This window comes from Pseudomonas sp. GW821-FHT04C07, assembly GCF_059420325.1.
This window is the reverse complement of record NZ_JBWKTM010000002.1, coordinates 200,522-224,265: the sequence shown is the minus strand read 5'-3', so window position 1 is coordinate 224,265 and position 23,744 is coordinate 200,522. Positions and strand designations below refer to the sequence as shown.

The following is a 23,744-nucleotide window of genomic DNA, read 5'->3' as shown; positions in this document are numbered from 1 at the left end:
CCCGGCTGATAACGTGGGTCGGTGTGATGGAAATGGCTGAAAGCGAGGGGGTGAGCAGCCGATTCGGCGGGGAAAGATGTGCGCTGGATCGATCGTTCCCACGCTCTGCGTGGTAACGCCTCATCGGACGCTCTGCGTCCGCTTCTGTGACGCAGAGCGTCACGGGCTGCATTCCCACGCGGAGCGTGGGAATGATTTCGTAGGGCTTACTCCATCGAAGTCTTGACCATCGCAAGCTCGGGATGGCTGACCAGTTTGTCGATGTGCAAGTCCGGGTCGTCGAACCAGACTTCGGTCAGCACCCGGTAATGCTCCATGTCCCGGCAACGCATACGCAGGCTGTAGTCGAACGCGCCGCTGATCAGGCGGCACTCCAGCACCTGCGGACAGGCACGCACCTTGGCTTCAAACGCCTTCTGCGCCGCCCGCCCGCTCTGGTTCGAAAGCGCCACCAGCACCAGTAACGACAACCCCGGCGTCAGTTTCTTTTCGTCGAGAATCGCCCCATAACCGCGGATAACCCCGAGCTGTTCGAGCTTGCGCACCCGTTCCAGGCACGGCCTGGGAGTCAGGTGCACCCGCTCGGAAAGCTTCTGATAGGTGATGCGCCCTTCATGGCGCAGCACCTCAATGATTGCCTGATCGATACGATCAAGCACGATCGACAGATCGCGGATATCCGCCATGTACGTCTTGCCTCACTTCAAACGACCCGATAAAAATTGCTGCAAACGCTCGCTCTGTGGCTGGTCGAGAATCTCTGCAGTTCCCTGCTCCTCAACCCGGCCTTGATGCAGAAACAACACCTGACTGGACACCTTGCGGGCAAAGCCCATTTCGTGGGTCACCATCAGCATGGTACGGCCCTCTTCTGCCAGGGCCTGAATCACCTTGAGTACTTCACCCACCAGCTCCGGATCGAGCGCCGAGGTCGGCTCGTCGAACAGCAGAATCTGCGGTTCCACCGCCAGGGCCCGGGCAATCGCCACCCGTTGTTGCTGGCCGCCGGAAAGAAACGCCGGGTACTGTTCGGCCACTCGCTGCGGCAAACCGACTTTGTCCAGATAAGCACGAGCGCTTTGCTCAGCGTCCTTGCGACTGACGCCCAGCACACGGCATGGCGCCAGCATAATGTTTTCCAGAACGGTCAGGTGGCTCCACAGGTTGAAATGCTGAAACACCATGGCCAGACGCGTGCGCAGGCGCTGCAACTGCGCGGGACTGGCAACGCGCATGCCACCGGCTGCCGGCCGCGTCGCGATGACTTCGCCATCCAGCTCGATGGAGCCCTCGTCAGCCCGTTCAAGAAAGTTGATACACCGCAGCATGGTGCTTTTCCCGGAACCGCTGGCACCGATCATGCTCACCACATCGCCTGCACGGGCTTTCAACGAGACGCCCTTGAGCACCTCATTGTCACCAAATCGTTTATACAGATTTTCAACCGTCAGCTTGTACATGAAACACTCCTGGAGCCACACCGCTATCGGCACAGCTCTGGACAGAAAGAATGGAGATGAACAACCGCACGCAATGACTCAGTGAGCCGGACCGAGAAAACTCAGCCAGCGCTTCTCTGCCAGGCGGAATGCACCCACCAGCCCGAAAGACAGCGCCAGGTAAAGCAACCCGGCAATGCCGAACGCCTGGAAAGTCATGAAGGTCGCGGCGTTAGCGTCGCGGGCCACCTTGAGGATGTCCGGAATAGTCGCGGTGAAAGCCACCGAAGTCGCATGCAACATCAGGATCACTTCGTTGCTGTAATACGGCAGTGCCCGGCGCAACGCCGAAGGCAGGATCAGCCGTAAGTACAAACGCCAGCCACTCAAGCCATAGGCGTGGGCCGCCTCGATTTCACCATAGGGAATACTGCGAATCGCCCCGGCGAAAATTTCTACGGTGTAGGCACAGGTATTGAGAGTGAACGCCAGCAAGGTGCAATTCATCGCATCGCGAAAGAAGGCTTCCAGCAGTGGCTGAGAACGGACCACCGCAATGCCGTAGATCCCGCTGTAGCAAATCAGTAGCTGGATATACAGCGGCGTGCCACGAAACACATAGGTGAATAGCTGAACCGGCCAGCGCAGCAGGCCCCAGCGCGAGGTCCGCATGATCGCCAGCGGCAGCGAAAGGAAAAACCCCAGCACGATGCTCACGCAGAGCAACCACAAGGTTATCGCTAACCCGGTGAAGTTGTAGCCGTCACTGAAGAGAAAGGGTTTCCAGTATTCCGAAATCAACTCGATCATCGCGTCATCCCCCGTACGCCTTGGTTGTAACGACGCTCAAGCCCGCGCAGCACATAGTTCGACGCACTGGTGATCAGCAAATACAGCGCCGCCGCCAGCAGCAGGAAATCCAGCATATTAAAGGTGCTTTTGCCGGCCTCCTGAGCGACCTTGACCAGGTCCGACAAGCCGATGATCGACACCAGCGCCGTGGCCTTGAGCAGCACCAGCCAGTTATTGCCAAGGCTGGGCAAGGCGAAACGCATCATTTGCGGGAATACCACGAAGCGAAAACGTTGCCAGCGATTCAAGCCAAATGAAGCACCGGCTTCCTGCTGACCGCGCGGAACGCTGAGAATCGCGCCGCGAAAGGTTTCAGTGAAATAGGCGCCGTAGATAAACCCCAGGGTGATGATGCCTGCCACGAACGGGTCGATCTCCATGTAGGGCCAGCCCAGGGCCTCGGTCAGGCTGCTCAGCCAGCCTTGCAGGCTGTAGAAAATCAACAGCATCAGCACCAGATCGGGAACCCCGCGGATCAGTGTCGTGTAGAACGTCGCCGGCAGGTTGAAGAGGCGCAGCGGTGAAAGCTTGGCTGCCGCGCCGACCAGGCCCATCAGCATGCTCACCAATAGCGACAGTGCAGACAGTTTGAGAGTCACCCAGGTGCCGTGCAGCAACAGAGGGCCATAGCCTTGCAGGGCCGACATATCGAGCCCCAAAAAATGAAGGAAGGTATTCACGCAAGTCACCAGTCTTGAATTGCCACAGCCTGGCGCTGCATCGCACAGGACGATACAGCGCTGTCGGTGCGAGGATCAGTTGTTGTAGAGATCAAGATCGCCGAAGTGCTTCTTCTGGATCTGCGCGTAGATGCCCTTTTCATGCAGGGCCTTGATGGCGGTGTTGATCATGCCTTTGAGCTCGTCGTTGTCCTGGCGGATGCCGATGGCGATTTCCGACGGTACCAGCGGGTCGCTGATGCCCTGACTGTTCTGGAAGTCGGCACCTTGCGGCGAAGTCAGGAAACTCATCTGCGCTTGCAGCTTGTCCTGAATCGACGCATCGAGACGGCCGTAAACCAGATCCGCGTAGACCTGATCCTGACTCTGGTAGGCCCGCAGTTTCACGCCACCGGGGGCCAGTCTGGCTTTGGCATAGGTCTCTTGAATCGTGCCCTGCATGTAACCGATGACCTTGCCTTTGAGGGATTCGGCGGTGGGTTCAAGACCGGAATCCTTGCGGGTGACGATGGCGGTCGGGCCGGCATACAGGCGGTCGGAGAAATCGATCTGCTTTTTGCGCGCCTCAGTTACCGTCATCGACGACTCGATCGCATCGAACTTGCCGGCCTTGAGCGCAGGAATCAGCCCGTCGAAGTCGTTACTGACCCACACGCACTTGAGCTTCAGCTCGGCGCAGATTGCATTGCCCAGATCCACACCAAAGCCTTGCACGCCACCATCGGCGGTGGTCGATTCGAACGGTGGATAGCTTGGGTTGACGCCAAATCGCAGCTCTTTCCACTCTTTGGCGCTAGCGCCTGCCGAGCAGAACAACAACGCGAGTACCGGTAAGGCCAGCCATTTTTTGTTCATCTTCGTAAGTCCCGATTTATTTGGATTTATCGCGGCCAGGCACACGACCGAGCCACATTTATGGGCAGGAGCAGAGAGTCGATGCGGCATCCACCGCAACAGCGTTCTTATTGTTTTAAACCGGTGCGTCGCCACACCCCCACCCTGAAACCCTTGTCGCAGACGGCTTCAAATGGAACACCAGAATGCCAACAGAATGCTTGGGGCAGGTGTCGTAACGGCCCGCGCAGACAGCCCGGCTATGCTGATAAGCGGTATTCCACAGCCGAATCGGTCGTTTCCGGCACTTACCCGGCGATAACACCCTTCGAAGGGGCGAATGAACAGGGTTATCCTGCAAAAATGCACACCAGACCTGCAGTTATCCGGGTTGTACATGGCAAATTTGCACTGTTACGATCCGGCATCGTTCGCGCGCGAACACTTCTATAAAGAACAATAAAAGCAGGGAGTTAGTGATGACTGCTCAGGTTTCATCCCAGGCGATACGGTCCGTGGATGCCACGCAAAACGAAGTGCTGGCCGAGGTCCGTAACCATATCGGCCACCTGACCCTCAACCGCCCCGCCGGCCTCAACGCCCTCACTCTGGACATGGTCCGCAGCCTGCACCAGCAACTCGATGCCTGGGCCCATGACCCGCAGGTACATGCGGTGGTGCTGCGCGGTGCCGGTGAAAAAGCCTTTTGTGCCGGTGGCGATATCCGCACGCTGTATGACAGCTTCAAAAGCGGGCAAACCCTGCACCAGGACTTCTTCGTCGAGGAATACGCCCTCGACCTGGCCATCCATCAGTACCGCAAACCGGTGCTGGCGCTGATGGACGGTTTCGTCCTCGGCGGTGGCATGGGTCTGGTGCAAGGCGCGGATCTGCGGGTAGTCACCGAACGCAGCCGTCTGGCGATGCCGGAAGTGGCCATCGGTTATTTCCCGGATGTCGGCGGCAGCTACTTCCTGTCACGCGTTGCGGGCGAGCTGGGGATCTACCTGGGCGTCAGTGGCGTGCAGATCCGCGCTGCCGACGCGCTCTACTGTGGATTGGCCGATTGGTACCTGGAAAGCGACAGGCTGAGCCTGCTGGATCAGCGCCTCGATTACCTGGAGTGGCACGAAACACCGCTCAAGGACCTGCAAGGTCTACTGGCTGCACTTGCCGTGCAGCAACTGCCCGACGCACCGTTGCACGCCTTGCGTGGGGCCATCGACCACTTCTTCGCCCTGCCCGATGTGCCGAGCATCGTCGAGCAATTACGCGAAGTCACGGTTGCCGACAGCCACGAGTGGGCCCTTGCCACCGCCACTCTGCTGGAAAGCCGCTCGCCGCTGGCAATGGGCGTAACCTTGGAGATGCTGCGGCGCGGTCGCCAGCTGAGCCTGGAAGAGTGCTTTGCCCTGGAACTGCATCTGGACCGTCAGTGGTTCGAACGTGGTGACCTGATCGAAGGCGTGCGCGCCTTGCTGATCGATAAAGACAAGAACCCGCGCTGGAACCCGCCGACCCTGCAAGCCCTCGATGGCGAGCATGTCGCGAGTTTCTTCAGCGGTTTCGACATGAGTGGGAGCTGAGCCATGCACGACCTTGAATTGAGTGAAGAGCAAGTCATGATCCGCGACATGGCCCGGGACTTTGCCCGCCGTGAAATCGCGCCCCACGCCCAGGCGTGGGAAAAGGCTGGCTGGATCGATGATGCGCTGGTGGCGAAGATGGGCGAGCTGGGTTTGCTCGGCATGGTGGTCCCCGAGGAATGGGGCGGCACCTATGTCGACTACGTCGCCTACGCCCTTGCAGTGGAAGAAATCTCCGCTGGCGACGGCGCGACGGGTGCCTTGATGAGCATCCACAACTCGGTGGGCTGCGGGCCGGTCCTCAACTACGGCACTGAGGAGCAGAAACAGACCTGGCTGGCGGACCTGGCCAGCGGACAAGCCATCGGCTGCTTCGCCCTGACCGAACCCCAGGCCGGCTCCGAGGCCCATAACCTGCGCACCCGCGCCGAGCTGCGCGACGGCCAGTGGGTGATCAATGGCGCCAAGCAATTTGTCAGCAACGGCAAACGGGCCAAACTGGCTATCGTCTTCGCAGTCACCGATGCGCATCTGGGCAAGAAAGGCCTGTCGGCGTTTCTGGTGCCCACCGACACCCCGGGCTTTATCGTCGACCGAACTGAACACAAGATGGGCATCCGTGCCTCCGACACCTGCGCCGTGACCCTCAACCAATGCACCATTCCTGAAGCGAACCTGCTGGGTGAGCGCGGCAAGGGGCTGGCGATTGCCCTGTCCAACCTTGAAGGCGGTCGTATCGGCATCGCCGCCCAGGCCTTGGGCATCGCCCGTGCGGCATTCGAAGCGGCGCTGGCTTATTCGCGCGATCGGGTGCAGTTCGACAAGCCGATTATCGAGCACCAGAGCATCGCCAACCTGCTGGCGGACATGCACACCCGTTTGAATGCCGCCCGCTTGCTGATCCTGCACGCGGCGCGTCTGCGCAGTGCCGGCAAACCCTGCCTGTCCGAAGCCTCACAGGCCAAGCTGTTTGCCTCGGAGATGGCCGAAAAGGTCTGCTCTTCGGCCATTCAGATCCACGGTGGCTACGGCTATCTGGAGGATTACCCGGTAGAACGCTTCTACCGCGATGCGCGGATTACGCAGATCTATGAAGGGTCGAGCGAGATTCAGCGAATGGTGATTGCGCGAGAGTTGAAGAACTATCAGATCTGAAGGCTGAAAAGCATCGCGGGCAAGCCTCGCTCCTACGGGATTTAGTAACCTGTAGGAGCGAGGCTTGCCCGCGATGGCGTCGGTGAATCTTCTACATCACTTACCCTTGAACTGCGCCTCGCGCTTGGCGATAAACGCGGCCATCCCTTCTCTGCGATCTTCAATGGCGAACGCCGCATGGAACACCCGGCGTTCGAAACGCACGCCTTCGGACAGGCTGACTTCAAAGGCGCGGTTCACGCTTTCCTTGACCATCATCGCAATCGGCAGGGATTTGCCAGCAATCACCGCTGCAACTTTCAGCGCTTCATCCAGCAACTCATCCACCGGTACGATGCGCGCCACGATTCCGGCGCGCTCGGCTTCCACCGCATCGATCAAGCGCCCGCTCAGGCACATTTCCATCGCCTTGGCCTTGCCCACGGCGCGGGTCAGACGCTGGGTGCCGCCCATACCCGGCAATACACCGAGGTTGATTTCCGGCTGGCCGAATTTGGCGTTATCGCCGGCCAGAATGAAGTCGCACATCAGCGCCAGCTCACAGCCACCACCGAGGGCGAAACCGGCCACCGCGGCGATGATCGGTTTGCGACGGTTGGCCACTCGGTCGCTGTCGCTGAACAGATCGTCGAGGTAGATCTGCGGATAGGTCAGCTCGGCCATTTCCTTGATGTCGGCACCCGCGGCGAAGGCCTTCTTCGATCCTGTGAGCACGATGCAGCCAATCTCGGGGTTGGCTTCCAGGCCGTCCAGCGCCTGGTTCAGCTCACTGACGATCTGCGCATTCAAAGCATTCAGGGCTTGCGGGCGGTTGAGCGTGATCAGGCCAACCCGGCCCTGAACTTCCAGCAAAATCGTTTCATAACTCATGGATGGGCTCCTGCCTTAGAAAGAGTAGAGATACAGAGTCAAAGATTGCGTGAAATGACCATGCGCTGAATATCGCTGGTGCCTTCGTAAATCTGGCAGACGCGCACGTCGCGGTAAATGCGCTCCAGCGGAAAGTCGTTCAGGTAGCCATAGCCACCGAGGGTTTGCAACGCCGAGGAGCAGACCTTTTCAGCCATTTCCGAAGCGAACAGCTTGGCCATCGACGCCTCCACCAGCGCCGGTTTGCCGCTGTCACGCAGGGCCGCCGCGTAATGCACCATCTGCCGGGCGACAGCGATCTGTGTGGCCATGTCCGCCAGGCGGAAAGCCACGGCTTGATGCTCGATCAGCGTCTTGCCGAAACTTTCCCGCTCGCGGGCGTAATCGCGCGCGGCTTCAAAAGCTGCGCGGGCCATGCCCACCGATTGCGAGGCAATACCCACACGCCCGCCTTCGAGGTTGGCCAGCGCGATTCTGTAGCCTTCACCCTCCTCACCCAAGCGGTTGGCGACCGGTACTTTCACGTCTTCGAAAAGAATCTGGCAGGTGTCCGACGCGTGCTGACCGAGCTTGTCTTCGATCCGCGCGACCTTATAGCCAGGCGAATCGGTGGGGACGATAAACGCGCTGATACCGCGCTTGCCGGCACTCGGATCAGTCACTGCAAACACAATCACGATGCCGGCGTTTTGCCCGGAGGTGATGAACTGTTTGCAGCCGTTGAGTACGTAGTGATCACCGTTCAACCGGGCACGGGTTTTCAGGCTGCTGGCGTCGGAGCCGGCCTGGGGTTCGGTCAAGGCAAAGGCACCCAGCATCGCGCCGCTGGCCAATGGTTTAAGGAATTGCTCTTTCTGTTGATCGTTGCCGAACTTAAGGATCGGCACGCAACCCACCGAGTTGTGCACACTCATGATGGTCGAGCAGGCGCCGTCACCGGCGGCGATTTCTTCCAGGGCCATGGCGTAGGCCAGGTAACCAGTGTCGCAACCGCCCCACTGCTCCGGCACCAACATGCCGAAGAAGCCCAGTCCGGCCATCTCGCCGATGGCTTCCTTGGGGAAGCGATGTTCACGATCCCACTCGGCGGCGAACGGTTTCAGCCGTTCCTGGGCAAACTGCCGGGCCGCGTCGCTGATCTGTAGTTGTTCGTCAGTCGGGAGCATAAGGATTCCTTAGTACAGGACTTCAACAGCCATGGCCGTTGCTTCGCCGCCACCGATGCAGATGGCCGCCACGCCGCGATGCAGGCCTTTCTGGCGCAGGGCCGAAAGCAGCGTCACCAGAATCCGTGCACCGGACGCACCGATCGGATGGCCCAGGGCGCAAGCGCCACCGTGTACGTTGACCTTCTCATGGGGGATTTCCAGTTTGCTCATGGTCACCAGACTGACCACCGCAAAGGCCTCGTTGACTTCGAACAGTTCGACCTCATCCAGCGACCAGCCGGTCTTGTTCATCAGTTTCTTGATCGCACCCACCGGTGCCACCGGGAACAGGCCCGGCGTATCGGCAAACGCCGCGTGGCCGTGAATCACTGCCAGCGGTTTGAGGCCACGTTTTTCAGCCTCGGAGCGGCGCATCAATACCAATGCCGCAGCGCCGTCGGAAATCGAGCTGGAGTTGGCAGCAGTGACCGTGCCGCCTTCGCGGAACGCCGGTTTCAGCCCGGTAATCTTGTCCAGTTTGGCCTTTGGCGGTTGCTCATCGTCGCTGATCAGCTTCTGCTCCTTGCCGACCATCACCTGCAACGGCACGATCTCGGCGGCGAAACTGCCGTCTTTGATCGCCTGTTGGGCACGAGTCGTCGAAGCAATGGCAAATTCGTCCTGAACTTCGCGGCTGAAGCCGTTGGCTTCGGCGCAATCCTCGGCAAAGGTGCCCATCAGGCGGCCCTTGTCGTAAGCGTCTTCCAGACCGTCGAAAAACATATGGTCGATGACCTGGCCATGGCCCATGCGCAAGCCACTGCGGGCGCGGTCCAGCAGATAGGGTGCGTTGGACATGCTTTCCATGCCACCGGCCACCACCACCTCGGCGCTGCCGGCCAGCAGCATGTCGTGGGCCAGAATGGCTGCCTCCATACCGGAACCGCACATTTTGTTCAGCGTGGTGCAGCGGGTCGACTTGTCGAGCCCGGCGCCCAGCGCCGCTTGCCGTGCGGGCGCCTGACCGAGACCGGCCGAGAGCACGCAACCGAATAACACTTCTTCCACCGCGCCAGGTGCAACACCGGCGCGCTCGACTGCAGCGCGGATCGCAGCGGCACCCAGTTGCGGTGCGCTCAGGCTTTTCAGTTCACCCTGAAAACCGCCCATTGGGGTGCGGACGGCACTGACAATAACAATCGGATCGTTGGTAATAGTCATGATAAATCCTCCTTACTTGGCGGCCATGCGCAAGGCACCGTCGAGACGGATCACCTCACCGTTGAGCATGCTGTTTTCAATAATATGCCTAACCAGCGCAGCGTACTCCGAAGGTTTGCCCAGACGCGGCGGGAACGGAACGCCAGCGGCGAGAGAGTCGCGCACTTCCTGGGTCATGCCGGCCATCATTGGGGTTTCGAAGATCCCCGGAGCGATGGTCATCACCCGAATGCCGTAGCGCGCCAGTTCACGGGCGGCGGGCAAGGTCAGGCTGGCAATCGCGCCTTTGGAAGCAGCATAGGCCGCCTGACCGATCTGGCCGTCGAAGGCGGCGGCCGAGGCGGTGTTGATGATCACACCGCGTGAACCGTCGGCATCGGCTTCGCCGTCGGCAATGGCCGCGGCTGCCAGACGCAGCAGGTTGAAGCTGCCGATCAGGTTGACGTTGATCACCTGGCTGAAACTGGCCAGCGCATGAGGGCCGTTCTTGCCGAGAATCTTCTCGCCGCGCACCACGCCCGCGCAGTTGACCAGCCCGTGCAACCCGCCAAAGGCTGCGACCGTTGCCTTTACCGCAGCCTCGGCTGCCGCTTCCTGACAGATATCGGCCACGACGCTTTGCGCCTGTGAACCGAGCTTTTGCGCTTGGGCCGCCACGGCGTCGGCGTTCAAATCCACCAGCATCACCCTGGCACCAGCGGCCACCAGCATCTCAGCCGTAGCGGCGCCCAAACCGGACGCGCCGCCGCTGACGAGAAAAACCTTATTTTCGATCTGCATCGTTGTTTCCTTGGGTTCAAGCCTTGTGAGCCACGGCCTCTTGAGCCTTGGCGATTTCCTGATTGCGCAAGATAAAGCGCTGCAACTTGCCGCTTGGGGTTTTCGGCAGTTCGCTGACAAATTCGATTTCACGGGGGTACGAGTGCGCCGCCAGGCGCTTGCGCACGTGCTGGCGCAGCTCTTCGGCCAGCTGCGGCGCGGCACGGTATTGCGGGCTGAGCACGACAAAGGCTTTCACCAGCTCGGTGCGTTCCGGGTCGGGTTTTCCGATCACCGCCGCCTCGACCACCGCCGGGTGTTCAATCAGTGCGCTCTCCACGTCGAACGGGCCGACCCGATAACCCGAAGTGGTGATCACGTCATCGCTGCGGCCGACGAAGCTGATGCTGCCGTCCGGGTTCAGCTCCACGGTATCGCCGCTGAGGTAGTAGTTGCCTACAAATGCCTTGGTCGGCGCACCTTCATAGCCGGCGAACCAGCACATCGGTGACTGGGTGCGATCAATCGCCAGAATGCCCGGCTGCCCGGCCGGCAGCTCCTGGTAGTGATCATCGAGCACCACAATTCGGTGCCCAGGCGAGGCGAAACCTGCCGAACCGACATGCACCGGATGCTCCAGACCGTGGTGATTGCACAGCACCATGCCTAGCTCGGTCTGGCCGTAATGGTCGTGGATGACCACCCCCAGGTTATCGGCGAACCAGCGAATCACTTCCGGGTTCAGCGGCTCACCGGCGCTGCTGACGATACGCAGCTTGCCCTTGATCGAGCGGGCGAACTCATCACCGCCGGCGATCAGCAAGCGATACGCCGTCGGCGAACCGGTCAGGTTGGTAATGCCGTATTTGTTGATCACCCGGCAGGTGCTTTCCAGGGTGAACGGACCATCGTAGAAGGTGATCGGATGGCCCATGGACAGCGGGCCGGTAACGCCGAAATAGATGCCGTAGGCCCAACCCGGATCGGCAACGTTCCAGAAAGCGTCTTCCGGGCGCAGGTCCACTGCGTCACGGGTATAGCTCTGAAACGCGACAATCGCCTTGAGCGGTACGGCCAGCGCTTTGGACGGACCGGTGGTGCCCGAGGTGAACATCAGCAGGAAAGGATCGTCGCCGCTAAGCAGGACTGGCTCGCAGTCGGCCGAATAGTTGGCTTGCTCGGCCCAGAAACTGAAGTCACCGCGCACGATGCCCTGGCCCTTGGGCCCGCCCACGGTGACGATGGTCGGGCAGCCGGTCACTTCGGTGAGTTTGGAACGGTTAGCGGCGTCGGTCACCACCAGCGCTGCACCGGAGCTGCTCAGCCGATGCTCGATGGCTTTGGGGCCGAAGGCGGTAAACAACGGCTGGTAGACCGCGCCAATGCGCCAGGTGGCGAAGACTGTAATTAGCAACTCAACGTTACGCGGCAAGAGGCCTGCGACTTTGTCGCCCTTCTTGACGCCTTGGGCCAGCAGAAAGTTGGCGAAGCGCGCGGCCTTGTCCTGCAATTCGCTGAAGGTGTAGGTCGCACTGGTGCTATCGCGGCCCTCCCAGAACAACGCAATACGTCCCGGCAAGGCATGCCGGTCGCAGCATTCGACGCACGCATTGAGCCCCGCCAGAGTGCCCTTCAGGGCTTCATCGACAGTGTGTTGATAATCGAATTGTGCAGTGGCAGACAAGTAATCGCGCATCACCAGAATCCCTCGGTCTTTTTATTAGTAGGAACCGTGAAAAATCCTGGAAATACTCGCTCCGTGTGGGGTGCTGGGCAATGGTCAAAGCTATCAAGTTACGTGACTGGTTTGGCCAAGATTTGAAGGATTGATCGTTCCCACGCGGGAGCGTGGGAACGATCAAATGCCCGGGATTGAACCCTGACCACTTGCGAAACGCTTTTGGATCGTTCCCACGCTCTGCGTGGGAATGCCTCACTGGACGCTCCGCGTCCGCTTTGGCAGTGACGCGGAGCGTCACGGGCTGCATTCCCACGCGGGAGCGTGGGAACGATCAAGGTCTAAGGCCAAGTGCTGCGTCCTACCCCGCCTCATTCAAAATCAAACTCCGGTAATGCCCGGGATTGGACCCTGACCACTTGCGAAACGCTTTGTAGAACGAGCTGGCATCGGCAAATCCCAGCCGCGTGGCGATTTCGGCGAAGCTGATCTGCGGTTCGGCCAGCCAGAGTATCGCCAGCTCCTTGCGCACGCTGTCCTTGAGTCCTTGATAGGTCTGGCCCTCTTCGGCCAGACGGCGGCGCAAGGTTGAAGCCGACATGCACAGACGTTGCGCCAGGCTATCGGTTTCCGGCCAGTGTTCGGCGGGCAAGTGCCGCAGATCGTTCTTGATCCGGCTGGCCAGGCTTTCCGGGTCGCGATACTTGACCAGGATATTGGCTGGTGCATGAGCCAGAAAACGCTTGAGTTCATCGCTGCTGCGCTTGATTGGCAGATCGAGGCAATCCGCCGAAAAAATCATCCGGGTCCGCGGTCGGTCAAAACGCAGGTTCTCGGAAAACATCACCTTATAGTCGTCGCAAAAGTCTGGCTCCGGGCAACGCAGCTCAATGGCGAGAATCGGAATGCGCCGCCCGGCCAGCCAGCAGGCAACGCCGTGGACAATCATCCAGTAGGTGAAATAGGTAAATGCTCGCCGCGGTTCCTTATCGTCTTCGAGCAGGACGATTTCCGCCAGGCTCTGCTGATGAACAAGCTGTGCCGGCAAGCGTTCGAGCATCAAGGAAAGAAACTCCAGCCCCGACGCCAGGCTCGTCGCAAGCGTCGGTTGCGCCATGCTGGAACGACACAGAAACGCCAGGCTACCGGACCTCAGCTGGCGCGGATCCATACCAAAGAACTCATCGTCCAGGCGCCGGGCCAACAAGCGCCACAGCCGTGCATAGGCGGTGGCCGGTACGCGGGCGTCAGCGACCTCCAGCAGCATCGGATCGATCCCGACCTTGTGCAATACCTCATGCGTGGCGGTACCGGGCGCGCAACTCTGCAGCAGCGCTTCGCGCACGAGCTGGATGGAAATGGTGTCTTTTTCCGACATTGACGATTGCACTGCCCTGCGCAAATGAATGGGGCGGCCATCTTAACGTAGGCGCTGGCGCAGCCTGCGATCTTTTCGGCGCACCACAGAACCTTCTTTCGTTCAGCATCCGTTCAGGTAAATACCAATCAACCACATTTAGCAATGAGTATCATTATGTTACAAATTAGCCCCCATTAATCATTCTCAACACGGTGCTGAATGCTGGTTCCTTTTTTGATCATGCTGCGCGAAGGCATTGAAGCGGCGTTAATCGTTGGCATCATCGCCAGTTACCTCAAGCAAACCGGTCGTGATCAGTGGATGCCCGCCATGTGGATCGGTGTGTTCCTCGCCGCAGCACTGGCTTTTCTGGTCGGTGGCGGGCTGGAACTGGTCAGTGCCGAATTCCCGCAAAAACAGCAGGAACTCTTCGAAGGCGTGGTCGGCCTGATGGCCGTGGCCATTCTGAGTTCCATGGTGTTCTGGATGCGTAAGGTCGCACGCTCGATCAAGCATTCCCTTCACGCCTCCCTCGATCAGGCGCTGACCGGTTCCAGGCATCAGATCACGGCGCTGATCGTCATGGTGTTTTTCGCCGTCGCCCGGGAAGGCCTGGAAACGGTGTTTTTCCTGCTTGCGGTGTTCCAGCAAAGCGAAGGTCCGGCCGCACCGATCGGCGCCCTGTTCGGCTTGATCCTGTCGATTGTCGTGGGCTTTTTGATCTACACCGGCAGCATGCGACTGAACCTCGGGGCGTTCTTCCGATGGACCGGACTGTTCATTCTGGTGGTCGCCGCCGGGATCCTCGCCAGTTCGGTGCGTGCCCTGCATGAAGCGGGCCTGTGGAATCACCTGCAAACCGTGCTCTTCGATTTCAGCACAACCTTGCCAATGGATGGCCCGCTGGGCTCGGTGCTGGCCGGCATGTTCGGTTACCAGGACGCACCAACCATCAGCACCTTGGGTGTCTACCTGATTTATCTGGTGGTGACACTGGTGCTGTTCTTCGTTCCGGCGGCGCCCCGACCTGCGCCAGGCCAACCCTCTTCCGTTTCCGCTCAGTAAGGGCCTCCATGTCAAACCAAGCCTCTGCACAGGCCTCGCCACCCCGCGCCTTGCGCTGGGCAGTGGCCGGTTCAGTGATCGTGATGATCGCCGCCGGTGGGCTGTTCTTTTACGCGTCGAAAATGGCCGCCGCCAAGCGCCAGGCCAGCCACGACGAAATCACCGTCACCATCGCTCCCCACAGCTGCGAGCCGAATGTCCTGACCCTGCCTGCCGGACACGCCAGTTTTCGTATTCTCAATCGCTCTGATCGTGCCGTGGAATGGGAAATCCTCGACGGCGTGCTGGTGGTCGAAGAACGCGAAAACATCGCCCCGGGTCTGAGCCAGGTGATCAACGCCTATTTGCGGCCAGGCGATTACGCGATCACCTGTGGCCTGCTGAGCAACCCGCGCGGCACGCTGCACGTGACCCCGACCGCCGAGTCCGAAGCCAGCGCCAAGGCGCGTCCATCGATGGTGGCGTTTATCGGCCCGCTGTCGGAGTTCCGGGTTTACTTGAGCCGCCAAAGCAGCGCATTGATCACCGCCGTCACAGCCCTTGAACAAGCGATAGCATCCGGTGACCTGAGTCAGGCTCAAGCGCTGTATGTGCCGGCCAGCGCCGCTTACCAGCGCATTGCACCGGCCGCTCAGCGCCTGGCCGAGCTCGATCGGGCGATCAACGCTCGCGCTGACTACTTCGAGAAACGCGAGCAAGACACCGGCTTCGTCGGCTTGCACCGCATCGAATACGCACTGTTCCAACAACGCTCTGTCGATAACCTCACGCCCGTTGCCCAGCGCTTGCTCAGCGATGTCACCCGGCTCAAGCAACAGCTGATGGCGCAATCGCTGCCACCTGAGCAACTGGTGAATATCGTTACCCGGAGCATGCGCAGCATTGCCGAGGTGCGCGGCAGCAGCGGTGAAGAAGAACGCTACAGCCATAGCGACCTCAACGGTTTCGCCGCCAACCTGGAAGCGACGCGCAAAGTCGTCGACCTGTTGCGGCCGTTGCTGGCCAAGTCCGCCGCCGGGCTGCTGACACAGATCGACAGCGCCACCACCGCACTCGATGCCCAGTTCAATGATTTGCGCATGACAAACGGTTACAGCACCTACGACAGCGTCGGTGCCGATCAGCGCGTGCGACTTGCCAACAAGGCCAAGGCTCTGGCCGATGTACTCGATGGAATCGATCCCGCCCTTGGCCTTTCCGGCCTGTAGTAGAAGACCAACACACATGAACGACTCAAATCATTTCTCCGCCCAGCGTCGCCGCGTTTTGCTCGGCATGGGCGCCGCTGGCGTGGCGTTGGCCGGCAGCACGTTGAGCTGCCCGGCCATGGCCGCCAGCCCGGCGCAAGTCACCGAAGCACCGAGCAGTGAGAAAACTCACGATCGGCACGATTTTCATGGCAAACATCAGACCGGCATCGTCACCCCGCGCCCATCTTGCGGCATGCTGGTGTCCTTCGATGTGCTCGCCAGCGACCGCAAGGACCTGGAGCGCTTGTTCCGCACCCTCAACGAACGCATTGCATTCCTGATGAGCGGCGGTCCGGTGTCGCAGGTCGACCCGAAGCTGCCGCCAGTAGACTCCGGAATCCTCGGGCCAGTGGTCACCCCGGACAACCTGACCATCACCGTGTCGGTCGGCGAATCGCTGTTCGACGAGCGTTTCGGCCTGAGCGGGGCCAAACCCAAGCGCCTGATCCGCATGGTCGGTTTCCCCAACGACGCCCTTGATCCCGATAGCTGCCACGGCGACTTGAGCCTGCAGTTCTGCGCCAACACTGCCGACACTAATATCCACGCCCTGCGCGACATCGTGAAAAACCTTCCGGACCTGCTGCTGGTGCGCTGGAAACAGGAAGGCAGCGTGCCGCCACAAGCCCCTGTACGCCCCGGTGAACCTGCGCAAAGTGCGCGCAACTTCCTCGGTTTCCGTGACGGCTCGGCCAACCCCGATTCCAACGACAGCAAGAGCATGGACCAGATCGTCTGGGTCCAGCCCGGCAGCGATGAACCGGCCTGGGCGGCCAACGGTAGCTATCAGGCGGTGCGGATCATCCGCAACTTCGTCGAGCGTTGGGACCGCACGCCGCTGCAAGAGCAGGAAAGCATCATCGGCCGGGTCAAAACCAGCGGTGCACCGATGGATGGCCAGAAGGAAACCCAGGTCCCGGATTACGCCAAAGACCCCCACGGCAAACTGACCAAAATGGATGCGCACATCCGCCTGGCCAACCCGCGCACCGCGGCGACTCAGGCCAGCCTGATCCTGCGCCGGCCCTTCAACTACTCCAACGGCGTGAGCAAGAACGGTCAGTTGAACATGGGTTTGTTGTTCATCTGCTACCAGGCCGACCTGGAGAAAGGCTTTATCACCGTGCAGACCCGGCTCAATGGCGAGCCCCTGGAGGAATACCTCAAGCCGGTGGGCGGCGGTTATTTCTTCACGCTGCCTGGCGTGACCGGCGACAAAGACTTCATCGGTCGTTCGCTGCTTGACGCAACACACCCCAAAACCACGGCTTAACCCCTAAACACAATAACCTTCTCGGAAAAGTCCCATGAAAAAGACGCCTCTTGCTTTGTTGCTGACCCTTGGCCTGCTCCACACTCCTCTCTCGGCTTTCGCTGCAACCGCGCCGCTGGAGCTGGTAGGACCGATCTCGGATTACAAAATCTATGTCACCGAACAGCTCGACGAAATGGCCAGCCACACCCAGCAGTTCACCGACGCGCTGAAAAAAGGCGACCTGGCCACCGCCAAAAAGCTCTACGCGCCGACCCGGGTTTACTACGAGTCGATCGAGCCGATTGCCGCACTGTTCAGTGACCTCGATGCGTCCATCGATTCGCGTGTCAACGACCACGAAAAAGGCGTCAAGGCCGAGGACTTCACCGGTTTTCACCGTATTGAATACTCGCTGTTCTCCGAGAACAGCACCCAAGGTCTCGGTGAACTGGCCGACGGCCTGAACAAAGACGTCAAAGAACTGCAGACCCGCGTGGCCGGCCTGACCTTCCCGCCAGAGAAAGTGGTGGGTGGTGCCGCCTCGCTGCTCGAAGAAGTCGCTGCGACCAAGATCGCCGGCGAAGAGGACCGTTACAGCCACACCGACCTGTATGACTTCCAGGGCAACATCGATGGTGCGAAGAAAATCGTCGAGCTGTTCCGTCCGCAGTTGGAGAAACAGGACAAAGCCTTCATCGCCAAAGTCGACAAAAACTTCACCAGCGTGAACACGATTCTGGCCAAGTACAAAACGGCTGATGGTGGTTTCGAGACGTACGACAAGGTCAAGGAAAACGACCGCAAAGCGCTGGTCGGTCCGGTTAACACCCTGGCAGAAGATTTGTCGACGTTGCGTGGCAAGCTGGGGCTCAATTAAGAGCAATTGCTTCAGCGTCGCCTGAACCGACGCCTCGCGGGCAAGCCTCGCTCCTACAGGTGTTGTGCGTTTCCTGTTCATGGATCGTTCCCACGCTCCCGCGTGGGAATGCAGCCCGTGACGCTGCGCGTCACATCCAGAGCGATTGCTACGCGGCCACGGAGGAGTTCCCACGCATAGCGTGGGAACGATCAGTCGCCCCCCCTGCGTATATCTCCCTATTCATGCACTAATAATGTTGATCGCCTGTTGGCCTGCCGCCAGACAAAGGGTTCCCGGCCAAGCCTTACAGAATGCGGTAGAGCAAGCGCTCGATCCGCACCCGGCTGACCCGACGCAAAAACTTGCCGACCGCTGGCGGGTAGTCCGGCAGGGTATCAAGCTGCTGAAAATGTTCGATGCGACTGGTGTTGCGAAAAATCTCCGCCAGTTCAGTCTGACGCGGCTCCATCAGCTCGTTTTTCGGGTCATCGATCAGCAAGGCGTTTTCCAGATCCAGGCGGAACGCGCGCGGGTTGAGATTGTTGCCGGTCAGCAAGGTGTAACGCTGATCGATCCACATGCCCTTGAGGTGGTAGGTGTTGTCGCCGTCGCGCCATAGATGCAGGTTCAACTGACCGCTGTCGATCACCGGCTGATGGCGTTTGGCGAAACGTCGCAGGCTGATTTCGTAGAGATACGGCAGCGCCGCAATCACCTTGAACGGCTCACTCGGCGGAATGTAGAAGTCGTTGGCGGTCTTGTCGCCAACGATGATGTCGATTTTCACCCCACGTGCCAGCGCCCGGTTGATTTCTCGGGTCACCGCCAGCGGCAGGTTGAAATACGGCGTACAGATCGTCAGTTGCCGGTGAGCGTTGGCGATCAACTCACAGATCACCCGGCTCAAGGGGTTGTTCTTGCCGACCCCGAGCAGCGGGCTGACCGACAAACCGCCCTTGTTGACGCTACCGAAAGTGGTGTCGTAAGCGGCGTGCTTCAGACGGCTGCGCAGATCACCAATGTCATTGCGCAGGCTGCGGGTACTCGGCAGATTCGGCAGGTCCAGGCGGTGAACCGCTCTGGAGGCGATCAGGCCGTGCTCGATCAGGTGCTGCATGGAGTTGGCCAACGCGCCACACTGCAGCAAGTGGTAACGATCAAAACGGTACTTGTCGAACTTGTGCAGGTAGACGTTATTCAGACTGGCGCCACTGTAGATCACACAGTCATCGATCACGAAGCCCTTGAGGTGCAACACACCGAACAGCTCGCGGGTCTGCACAGGCACACCGTACACCGGCACTTGGCTGGCATGAGCGCGGGTCTGGGCCTGATACCAGGCCGAATTGCCCGGCTGCTTGCCAGCACCGATCAAACCGCGCTGAGCGCGTAACCAGTCGACCACAACCACCACCTCAAGTGTGGGCCGAGCGGTTTTGGCAGCGTGCAAGGCATCGAGGATTTCCTGGCCGGCTTCATCCTGCTGCAGGTACAGCGCCACGATATAAATGCGCTGCGTAGCCTGGGCGATTTTCTCCAGCAGACAGCGGCGAAACTCTGCGGCGCCAGAGAGGATGGTGACGGCATCTGCAGTCAGCGGAAAACTGCGCAGTTTTGGCAGCAGGGAGCGTTTGAAAAGCGACGGCATAAGGCTCGCAAGAGGTCGAATCCAAAGAGCGGATGAGCTTACACCATTGATCGTTCCCACGCTCTGCGTGGGAATGCCTCATTGGACGCTCCGCGTCCGCCGTAAATGTCACGCAGAGCGTCACAGGCTGCATTCCCACGCGGGAGCGTGGGAACGATCATCGCTGATAAAATAACCTATTGACTAAGAAGAACGATCGTTCTACTGTTGGCCGCATGAACGAAATCACTAGCAACGAAACGCGCGACATCATTCTGGATGTCACCGAAAAGCTGATCTACAAAAGTGGCATCGCTGCCACCGGCATGGATCTTCTGGTGAAAACCGCCGGTGTCTCCAGAAAGAGCATTTATCGCTACTTTGCGAACAAGGACGAACTCACCGTCGCCGCCTTGCAGCGCCGTGATGAACGCTGGATGCACTGGTTCCGGACCGAGGTCGACAAGGCCCCGACCCCGGAGGCGCGCCTGCTCAATGTGTTCACCGTACTCAAGGGCTGGTTTGCCAGCGAAGGCTTTCGCGGCTGCGCGTTCATCAACACCAGCGGCGAAACCGGCGACCCGCAGAACCCGGTGCGCCTGGTGGCCAGAGAACATAAACAGAAGCTGCTCGACTACCTGTGCAAGCTCTGTACAGAACATGGCGTGCAAGACCCGCAGGAGCAGGCCAGACAGCTGCTTATCCTGATCGATGGCGCCATTACCGTTGCTCTTGTCATGGGCGATCAGAGTGCCGCCGATAATGCGCAATGCATGGCGCGAAAGTTATTGGACCTGTGATTGTTTTAAACAAGACAGCACCTGCTTGAACTTTATCTTTCTCTGGAGACTTTAAATGTCATCTAACGCTGAAGTTCGTCCGCCACTTCCACCTTTCACCCGTGAGTCGGCCATCGAAAAGGTTCGCCTGGCCGAAGACGGCTGGAACTCCCGCGATCCACAACGGGTGTCCCTGGCGTATACCCTGGACACTAAATGGCGTAACCGCGCCGAGTTCGCCAACAACCGCGAAGAAGCCAAAGGCTTCCTGACCCGCAAATGGGCCAGAGAGCTCGACTACCGGCTGATCAAGGAACTCTGGGCCTTTACCGATAACCGCATTGCCGTGCGTTACGCCTATGAATGGCACGACGACTCCGGCAACTGGTACCGCTCCTATGGCAATGAAAACTGGGAGTTCGACGAATACGGGCTGATGTCCAACCGGCACGCCAGCATCAACGACATGCCGATCAAGGAAAGCGACCGCAAGTTCCACTGGCCACTGGGTCGTCGCCCGGATGAGCATCCGGGGTTGTCTGATTTGGGGCTGTAAGCAGCCACTTCCTGTGGCTTACCTGCCCCCTTGTAGGAGCGAGCTTGCTCGCGATGGACGTTAACGATAACGCGTGCTTTCTGAATGAACGCGTCGCCCTTGAGTCCATCGCGAGCAATCGAGCGTCGACCGGCTGCTCCTACATGGTCCGCGCACGACCTGTGAGTGCGGACTTTGCCCGCGAATGCTCTACGACGGTCGCTGCAAGTGAAACATAGGGGTAAGATACCGGCCTTTCGCGCAGCCTCTTCTGCGCCCCGCCGAATAAGTCGATCCCATGCCTTTCGAACTCAGCGTAGACCTCGTCACCCTCGCCATCCTTGTCCTTGTTGCCTTCATCGCCGGTTTTATCGATGCCATCGCCGGCGGTGGCGGCTTGCTCACCACCCCGGCCTTGCTCACCGCCGGTTTGCCGCCGCACCTGGTGCTGGGCACCAACAAGCTCAGTTCCACCTTCGGCTCGGCCACCGCCAGTTTCACGTTCTACCGGCGCAAACTGTTCCACCCGCGCCAGTGGATGCACGCGGTTGTCGGAACGTTGGTGGGGGCCCTGGTTGGCGCAATTGTTGCGCATTACATGCCGGCCGAGTGGCTGAACAAGATGCTGCCGGTGATCGTCTTCGCCTGTGGTGTGTACCTGCTGTTTGGCGGCACGCCGAAAGCGCCGCTGGACAGCGACGCGCCGATCAAAAAGAAGTGGCAGTCGACCCAAGGCTTCGGCCTGGGTTTCTACGACGGTGTGGCCGGCCCCGGCACCGGTGCGTTCTGGACTGTCAGCAGCCTGCTGCTGTACCCCATCGACCTGGTCAAGGCCAGTGGCGTGGCGCGCAGCATGAACTTCGTCAGCAACATCGCGGCGCTGTCAGTGTTCCTGTTTTCCGGTCAGGTGGACTGGATCATCGGCCTGAGCATGGGCATCTCGGTAATGGTTGGGGCGTTCTTCGGCGCGCGCACCGCCATCAGCGGCGGTGCGAAGTTCATTCGCCCGGTGTTCATCACCGTGGTGCTGGGCTTGACCGTGCGCCTAGCCTGGCAACACTGGTTCAGCATGGCCTAAACGGCGCGCCACGTAGAGATCGATAAGGTAGCGGGCAATCGAGCGTGACGCCGGCAACGGCGGCAGCGCGTGAATGTTGAACCACTGCGCATCTTCGATCTCGTCTTCCTGCGGCACGATTTCACCGCCGGCGTACTCGGCATGGAAACCGAGCATCATCGAGTGCGGGAACGGCCAGCACTGGCTACCGACGTACTGGATGTTCTTGACCTCGATCTGCACCTCTTCGCGCACTTCACGAATCAGGCAATCCTCGGCCGACTCTCCAGGCTCGGCGAACCCGGCCAGAGTGCTGTAGACCCCGGGGACAAAGCGTGGCGAGCGGGCCAGCAACACCTCATCGCCGCGGGTGATCAGCACGATCATGCTCGGTGAAATCCGCGGGTAATGCCGCAGGTCGCATGGCTCGCAGTACATCGCCCGTTCGCGTGGAAGTTGCTGCATCGCCTGACCGCAGTTGCCACAAAAGCGATGTTCGCGTGCCCAGGTGCCAATTTGCGCGGCATAACCCAGCACTTTGTAGACGGTGTGATCCCCCTCGAGCATGAACGCCCGCAGACCTTGCCAGCGGCAACCCGGCACCTCGGAGGCGCTTTTGAGCTCCAGCAGGTAAACCGGTTCGCCGTCCAGATGGCCAATACCATGTTCTGCCAGAATCGACAGCTCCTGACGTTTCAGCCATTCGCGCGGGAACAGCGCGCCGTTGTCATCGAACAAAAACCCGTCGCTGCTGCGGGCCACGGCCCAGCCGCCGGGAACGTCGGTATCGAGTACTGCGGTGGTCCAGCGTAAAGTCATTTTTTATCAATCCAGAAATTCGGGTTTCTGCTTGCTCATTTGCGCGGCCATGGCCAAGCGTAGATCAGCGGATTGCAGCATGGCGGCGTTCCAGGTCGCGATGTATTCCAGTCCGTCGTTGATGCTGTGATCGCGCATGTAACTGATCATCTCTTTGGTCCCGGCAATCGCAATCGGCGACTTGGCGGCAATTTCCCGGGCGATGCCCATCACGCCTTCGAGCAGGCTGACCGCATCAGGGTAGCTGCGGTTGACCAGGCCAATGCTACGCGCTTCTTCGGCACCGATGGTACGTCCCGTGTAAGCCAGTTCACGAAGCATGCCGTCACCAATGATTCGCGGCAACCGTTGCAAAGTGCCAACATCGGCAGCCATGCCCATGTCGATTTCCTTGATCGAGAACTGCGCGTCTTCGGCAGCGTAACGCATATCGCAAGCCGCGATCAGATCGATGGCGCCGCCCAGGCAATAGCCCTGAATCGCCGCCAGCACCGGTTTGCGGCAGTTGTCGACGGCATTGAAAGAGGCTTGCAGTTGCAGGATCTTGCGCCGCAGCAGTCGCGCGTTACGGCCGACGTCCTTGCCCAGCTCGTTGGCCACCGAAGCCAGCATCATCAGGTCGATACCGGACGAAAAGTGCTTGCCCGCGCCGCTGAGCACCACCACCCGGACTTCATCAGTGTCATCGATCCACTGGAAAATCTCGATGATCTCGGTCCAGAACAGCGCATTCATCGAGTTGATCTTTTCCGGACGATTTATCTGCACATGGGCGATATTGTCCGCCAGTTCGACGCGAAAGGCTTGGTATTCGGACATGACAGTAATCCTTACCGGGGCTGGAAAATGAGGGCCAGACTATAACAAGCCATCGCGGTTGGCAGTAAGGCAGCGCATCGGCCAAATGCGGGACTCT

General features: G+C 59.8%; 23 protein-coding genes. 9 read left to right on the top strand and 14 right to left on the bottom strand.

The window, feature by feature from the left end:
* Positions 1-206: 206 nt before the first annotated feature.
* From AC07UI_RS04610 to AC07UI_RS04590, 5 genes are all read right to left on the bottom strand, one after another.
* Positions 207-686, bottom strand: coding sequence for an Lrp/AsnC family transcriptional regulator (locus AC07UI_RS04610; protein ID WP_090322115.1), 480 nt, complete (start codon positions 684-686; stop codon positions 207-209).
* Positions 687-698: 12 nt separating this feature from the next.
* Positions 699-1,460, bottom strand: a complete 762-nt coding sequence (locus AC07UI_RS04605) for an ABC transporter ATP-binding protein (protein ID WP_494991368.1) — start codon at positions 1,458-1,460, stop codon at positions 699-701.
* Between the two features lie 78 nt (positions 1,461-1,538).
* Positions 1,539-2,249 (bottom strand): ABC transporter permease, encoded by a 711-nt coding sequence (locus AC07UI_RS04600; protein ID WP_494991367.1) that lies wholly within the window; start codon positions 2,247-2,249, stop codon positions 1,539-1,541.
* Positions 2,246-2,938, bottom strand: coding sequence for an ABC transporter permease (locus AC07UI_RS04595; protein ID WP_494991721.1), 693 nt, complete (start codon positions 2,936-2,938; stop codon positions 2,246-2,248). Before AC07UI_RS04595 ends, AC07UI_RS04600 begins: the two co-directional genes overlap by 4 nt.
* A gap of 108 nt (positions 2,939-3,046) precedes the next feature.
* Positions 3,047-3,826 carry a transporter substrate-binding domain-containing protein gene (locus AC07UI_RS04590; RefSeq protein WP_494991366.1) on the bottom strand — a complete coding sequence of 260 codons (780 nt, stop codon included), beginning with the start codon at positions 3,824-3,826 and terminating at the stop codon, positions 3,047-3,049.
* 458 nt (positions 3,827-4,284) lie between these two features.
* Between AC07UI_RS04590 and AC07UI_RS04585 the strand changes: the two genes are divergently transcribed.
* Positions 4,285-5,391, top strand: coding sequence for an enoyl-CoA hydratase/isomerase family protein (locus AC07UI_RS04585; RefSeq protein ID WP_494991365.1), 1,107 nt, complete (start codon positions 4,285-4,287; stop codon positions 5,389-5,391).
* A 3-nt stretch (positions 5,392-5,394) separates the two neighbouring features.
* Entirely contained in the window at positions 5,395-6,546 is a 1,152-nt protein-coding gene (locus AC07UI_RS04580) for an acyl-CoA dehydrogenase family protein (RefSeq protein WP_494991364.1), read from the top strand.
* 96 nt (positions 6,547-6,642) lie between these two features.
* Here AC07UI_RS04580 and AC07UI_RS04575 read toward each other — a convergent pair whose 3' ends face one another.
* The 6 genes from AC07UI_RS04575 to AC07UI_RS04550 all read right to left on the bottom strand — a co-directional run bounded on the left by AC07UI_RS04575 (position 6,643) and on the right by AC07UI_RS04550 (position 13,600).
* On the bottom strand, positions 6,643-7,416 hold the full coding sequence (locus AC07UI_RS04575; RefSeq protein WP_494991363.1) for an enoyl-CoA hydratase: 774 nt from the start codon (positions 7,414-7,416) through the stop codon (positions 6,643-6,645).
* 38 nt (positions 7,417-7,454) lie between these two features.
* A complete protein-coding gene (locus AC07UI_RS04570) occupies positions 7,455-8,582 on the bottom strand; it encodes an acyl-CoA dehydrogenase (RefSeq protein WP_494991362.1) in 1,128 nt (375 codons plus the stop codon).
* 9 nt (positions 8,583-8,591) lie between these two features.
* Entirely contained in the window at positions 8,592-9,785 is a 1,194-nt protein-coding gene (locus tag AC07UI_RS04565; protein ID WP_494991361.1) for an acetyl-CoA C-acyltransferase, read from the bottom strand.
* A gap of 12 nt (positions 9,786-9,797) precedes the next feature.
* Entirely contained in the window at positions 9,798-10,565 is a 768-nt protein-coding gene (locus AC07UI_RS04560; protein ID WP_494991360.1) for an SDR family NAD(P)-dependent oxidoreductase, read from the bottom strand.
* A 16-nt stretch (positions 10,566-10,581) separates the two neighbouring features.
* A complete protein-coding gene (locus AC07UI_RS04555) occupies positions 10,582-12,240 on the bottom strand; it encodes an AMP-binding protein (RefSeq protein WP_494991359.1) in 1,659 nt (552 codons plus the stop codon).
* A gap of 343 nt (positions 12,241-12,583) precedes the next feature.
* Positions 12,584-13,600 carry an AraC family transcriptional regulator gene (locus AC07UI_RS04550; RefSeq protein ID WP_494991358.1) on the bottom strand — a complete coding sequence of 339 codons (1,017 nt, stop codon included), beginning with the start codon at positions 13,598-13,600 and terminating at the stop codon, positions 12,584-12,586.
* 201 nt (positions 13,601-13,801) lie between these two features.
* Between AC07UI_RS04550 and efeU the strand changes: the two genes are divergently transcribed.
* From efeU to efeO (AC07UI_RS04530), 4 genes are read left to right on the top strand one after another with little or no spacing between them, the layout of a single operon-like run.
* Positions 13,802-14,647 carry an iron uptake transporter permease EfeU gene (efeU, locus tag AC07UI_RS04545; RefSeq protein ID WP_494991357.1) on the top strand — a complete coding sequence of 282 codons (846 nt, stop codon included), beginning with the start codon at positions 13,802-13,804 and terminating at the stop codon, positions 14,645-14,647.
* 8 nt (positions 14,648-14,655) lie between these two features.
* Positions 14,656-15,855 (top strand): iron uptake system protein EfeO, encoded by a 1,200-nt coding sequence (efeO, locus tag AC07UI_RS04540; RefSeq protein ID WP_494991356.1) that lies wholly within the window; start codon positions 14,656-14,658, stop codon positions 15,853-15,855.
* Between the two features lie 16 nt (positions 15,856-15,871).
* On the top strand, positions 15,872-17,170 hold the full coding sequence (efeB, locus tag AC07UI_RS04535; RefSeq protein ID WP_494991355.1) for an iron uptake transporter deferrochelatase/peroxidase subunit: 1,299 nt from the start codon (positions 15,872-15,874) through the stop codon (positions 17,168-17,170).
* Positions 17,171-17,204: 34 nt separating this feature from the next.
* Positions 17,205-18,029 (top strand): iron uptake system protein EfeO, encoded by an 825-nt coding sequence (efeO, locus tag AC07UI_RS04530; protein WP_494991354.1) that lies wholly within the window; start codon positions 17,205-17,207, stop codon positions 18,027-18,029.
* 286 nt (positions 18,030-18,315) lie between these two features.
* Here the strand turns inward: efeO (AC07UI_RS04530) and pssA are convergent, their stop codons facing one another.
* A complete protein-coding gene (pssA, locus tag AC07UI_RS04525) occupies positions 18,316-19,659 on the bottom strand; it encodes a CDP-diacylglycerol--serine O-phosphatidyltransferase (RefSeq protein ID WP_494991353.1) in 1,344 nt (447 codons plus the stop codon).
* 215 nt (positions 19,660-19,874) lie between these two features.
* Between pssA and AC07UI_RS04520 the strand changes: the two genes are divergently transcribed.
* The 3 genes from AC07UI_RS04520 to AC07UI_RS04510 all read left to right on the top strand — a co-directional run bounded on the left by AC07UI_RS04520 (position 19,875) and on the right by AC07UI_RS04510 (position 22,030).
* Positions 19,875-20,438 (top strand): TetR/AcrR family transcriptional regulator, encoded by a 564-nt coding sequence (locus AC07UI_RS04520; protein ID WP_494991352.1) that lies wholly within the window; start codon positions 19,875-19,877, stop codon positions 20,436-20,438.
* A 55-nt stretch (positions 20,439-20,493) separates the two neighbouring features.
* Entirely contained in the window at positions 20,494-20,973 is a 480-nt protein-coding gene (locus AC07UI_RS04515) for a nuclear transport factor 2 family protein (protein WP_494991351.1), read from the top strand.
* 277 nt (positions 20,974-21,250) lie between these two features.
* Entirely contained in the window at positions 21,251-22,030 is a 780-nt protein-coding gene (locus AC07UI_RS04510) for a TSUP family transporter (RefSeq protein WP_494991350.1), read from the top strand.
* Here AC07UI_RS04510 and nudC read toward each other — a convergent pair.
* The gene (gene nudC / locus AC07UI_RS04505; protein ID WP_494991349.1) at positions 21,998-22,828 is read right to left on the bottom strand and encodes an NAD(+) diphosphatase; all 831 of its coding nucleotides are present in this window, start codon (positions 22,826-22,828) and stop codon (positions 21,998-22,000) included. The genes AC07UI_RS04510 and nudC overlap by 33 nt on opposite strands.
* 6 nt (positions 22,829-22,834) lie before the next feature.
* Entirely contained in the window at positions 22,835-23,647 is an 813-nt protein-coding gene (locus AC07UI_RS04500; RefSeq protein ID WP_494991348.1) for a crotonase/enoyl-CoA hydratase family protein, read from the bottom strand.
* Positions 23,648-23,744: the final 97 nt, after the last annotated feature.

Bases quoted from the DNA above. Each gene is read 5' to 3' on its own strand.
- AC07UI_RS04610 (WP_090322115.1), bottom strand. From the start codon at position 686: ATGGCGGATATCCGCGATCTGTCGATCGTGCTTGATCGTATCGATCAG.
- AC07UI_RS04605 (WP_494991368.1), bottom strand. From the start codon at position 1,460: ATGTACAAGCTGACGGTTGAAAATCTGTATAAACGATTTGGTGACAAT.
- AC07UI_RS04600 (WP_494991367.1), bottom strand. From the start codon at position 2,249: ATGATCGAGTTGATTTCGGAATACTGGAAACCCTTTCTCTTCAGTGAC.
- AC07UI_RS04595 (WP_494991721.1), bottom strand. From the start codon at position 2,938: ATGTCGGCCCTGCAAGGCTATGGCCCTCTGTTGCTGCACGGCACCTGG.
- AC07UI_RS04590 (WP_494991366.1), bottom strand. From the start codon at position 3,826: ATGAACAAAAAATGGCTGGCCTTACCGGTACTCGCGTTGTTGTTCTGC.
- AC07UI_RS04585 (WP_494991365.1), top strand. From the start codon at position 4,285: ATGACTGCTCAGGTTTCATCCCAGGCGATACGGTCCGTGGATGCCACG.
- AC07UI_RS04580 (WP_494991364.1), top strand. From the start codon at position 5,395: ATGCACGACCTTGAATTGAGTGAAGAGCAAGTCATGATCCGCGACATG.
- AC07UI_RS04575 (WP_494991363.1), bottom strand. From the start codon at position 7,416: ATGAGTTATGAAACGATTTTGCTGGAAGTTCAGGGCCGGGTTGGCCTG.
- AC07UI_RS04570 (WP_494991362.1), bottom strand. From the start codon at position 8,582: ATGCTCCCGACTGACGAACAACTACAGATCAGCGACGCGGCCCGGCAG.
- AC07UI_RS04565 (WP_494991361.1), bottom strand. From the start codon at position 9,785: ATGACTATTACCAACGATCCGATTGTTATTGTCAGTGCCGTCCGCACC.
- AC07UI_RS04560 (WP_494991360.1), bottom strand. From the start codon at position 10,565: ATGCAGATCGAAAATAAGGTTTTTCTCGTCAGCGGCGGCGCGTCCGGT.
- AC07UI_RS04555 (WP_494991359.1), bottom strand. From the start codon at position 12,240: ATGCGCGATTACTTGTCTGCCACTGCACAATTCGATTATCAACACACT.
- AC07UI_RS04550 (WP_494991358.1), bottom strand. From the start codon at position 13,600: ATGTCGGAAAAAGACACCATTTCCATCCAGCTCGTGCGCGAAGCGCTG.
- efeU (WP_494991357.1), top strand. From the start codon at position 13,802: ATGCTGGTTCCTTTTTTGATCATGCTGCGCGAAGGCATTGAAGCGGCG.
- efeO (WP_494991356.1), top strand. From the start codon at position 14,656: ATGTCAAACCAAGCCTCTGCACAGGCCTCGCCACCCCGCGCCTTGCGC.
- efeB (WP_494991355.1), top strand. From the start codon at position 15,872: ATGAACGACTCAAATCATTTCTCCGCCCAGCGTCGCCGCGTTTTGCTC.
- efeO (WP_494991354.1), top strand. From the start codon at position 17,205: ATGAAAAAGACGCCTCTTGCTTTGTTGCTGACCCTTGGCCTGCTCCAC.
- pssA (WP_494991353.1), bottom strand. From the start codon at position 19,659: ATGCCGTCGCTTTTCAAACGCTCCCTGCTGCCAAAACTGCGCAGTTTT.
- AC07UI_RS04520 (WP_494991352.1), top strand. From the start codon at position 19,875: ATGAACGAAATCACTAGCAACGAAACGCGCGACATCATTCTGGATGTC.
- AC07UI_RS04515 (WP_494991351.1), top strand. From the start codon at position 20,494: ATGTCATCTAACGCTGAAGTTCGTCCGCCACTTCCACCTTTCACCCGT.
- AC07UI_RS04510 (WP_494991350.1), top strand. From the start codon at position 21,251: ATGCCTTTCGAACTCAGCGTAGACCTCGTCACCCTCGCCATCCTTGTC.
- nudC (WP_494991349.1), bottom strand. From the start codon at position 22,828: ATGACTTTACGCTGGACCACCGCAGTACTCGATACCGACGTTCCCGGC.
- AC07UI_RS04500 (WP_494991348.1), bottom strand. From the start codon at position 23,647: ATGTCCGAATACCAAGCCTTTCGCGTCGAACTGGCGGACAATATCGCC.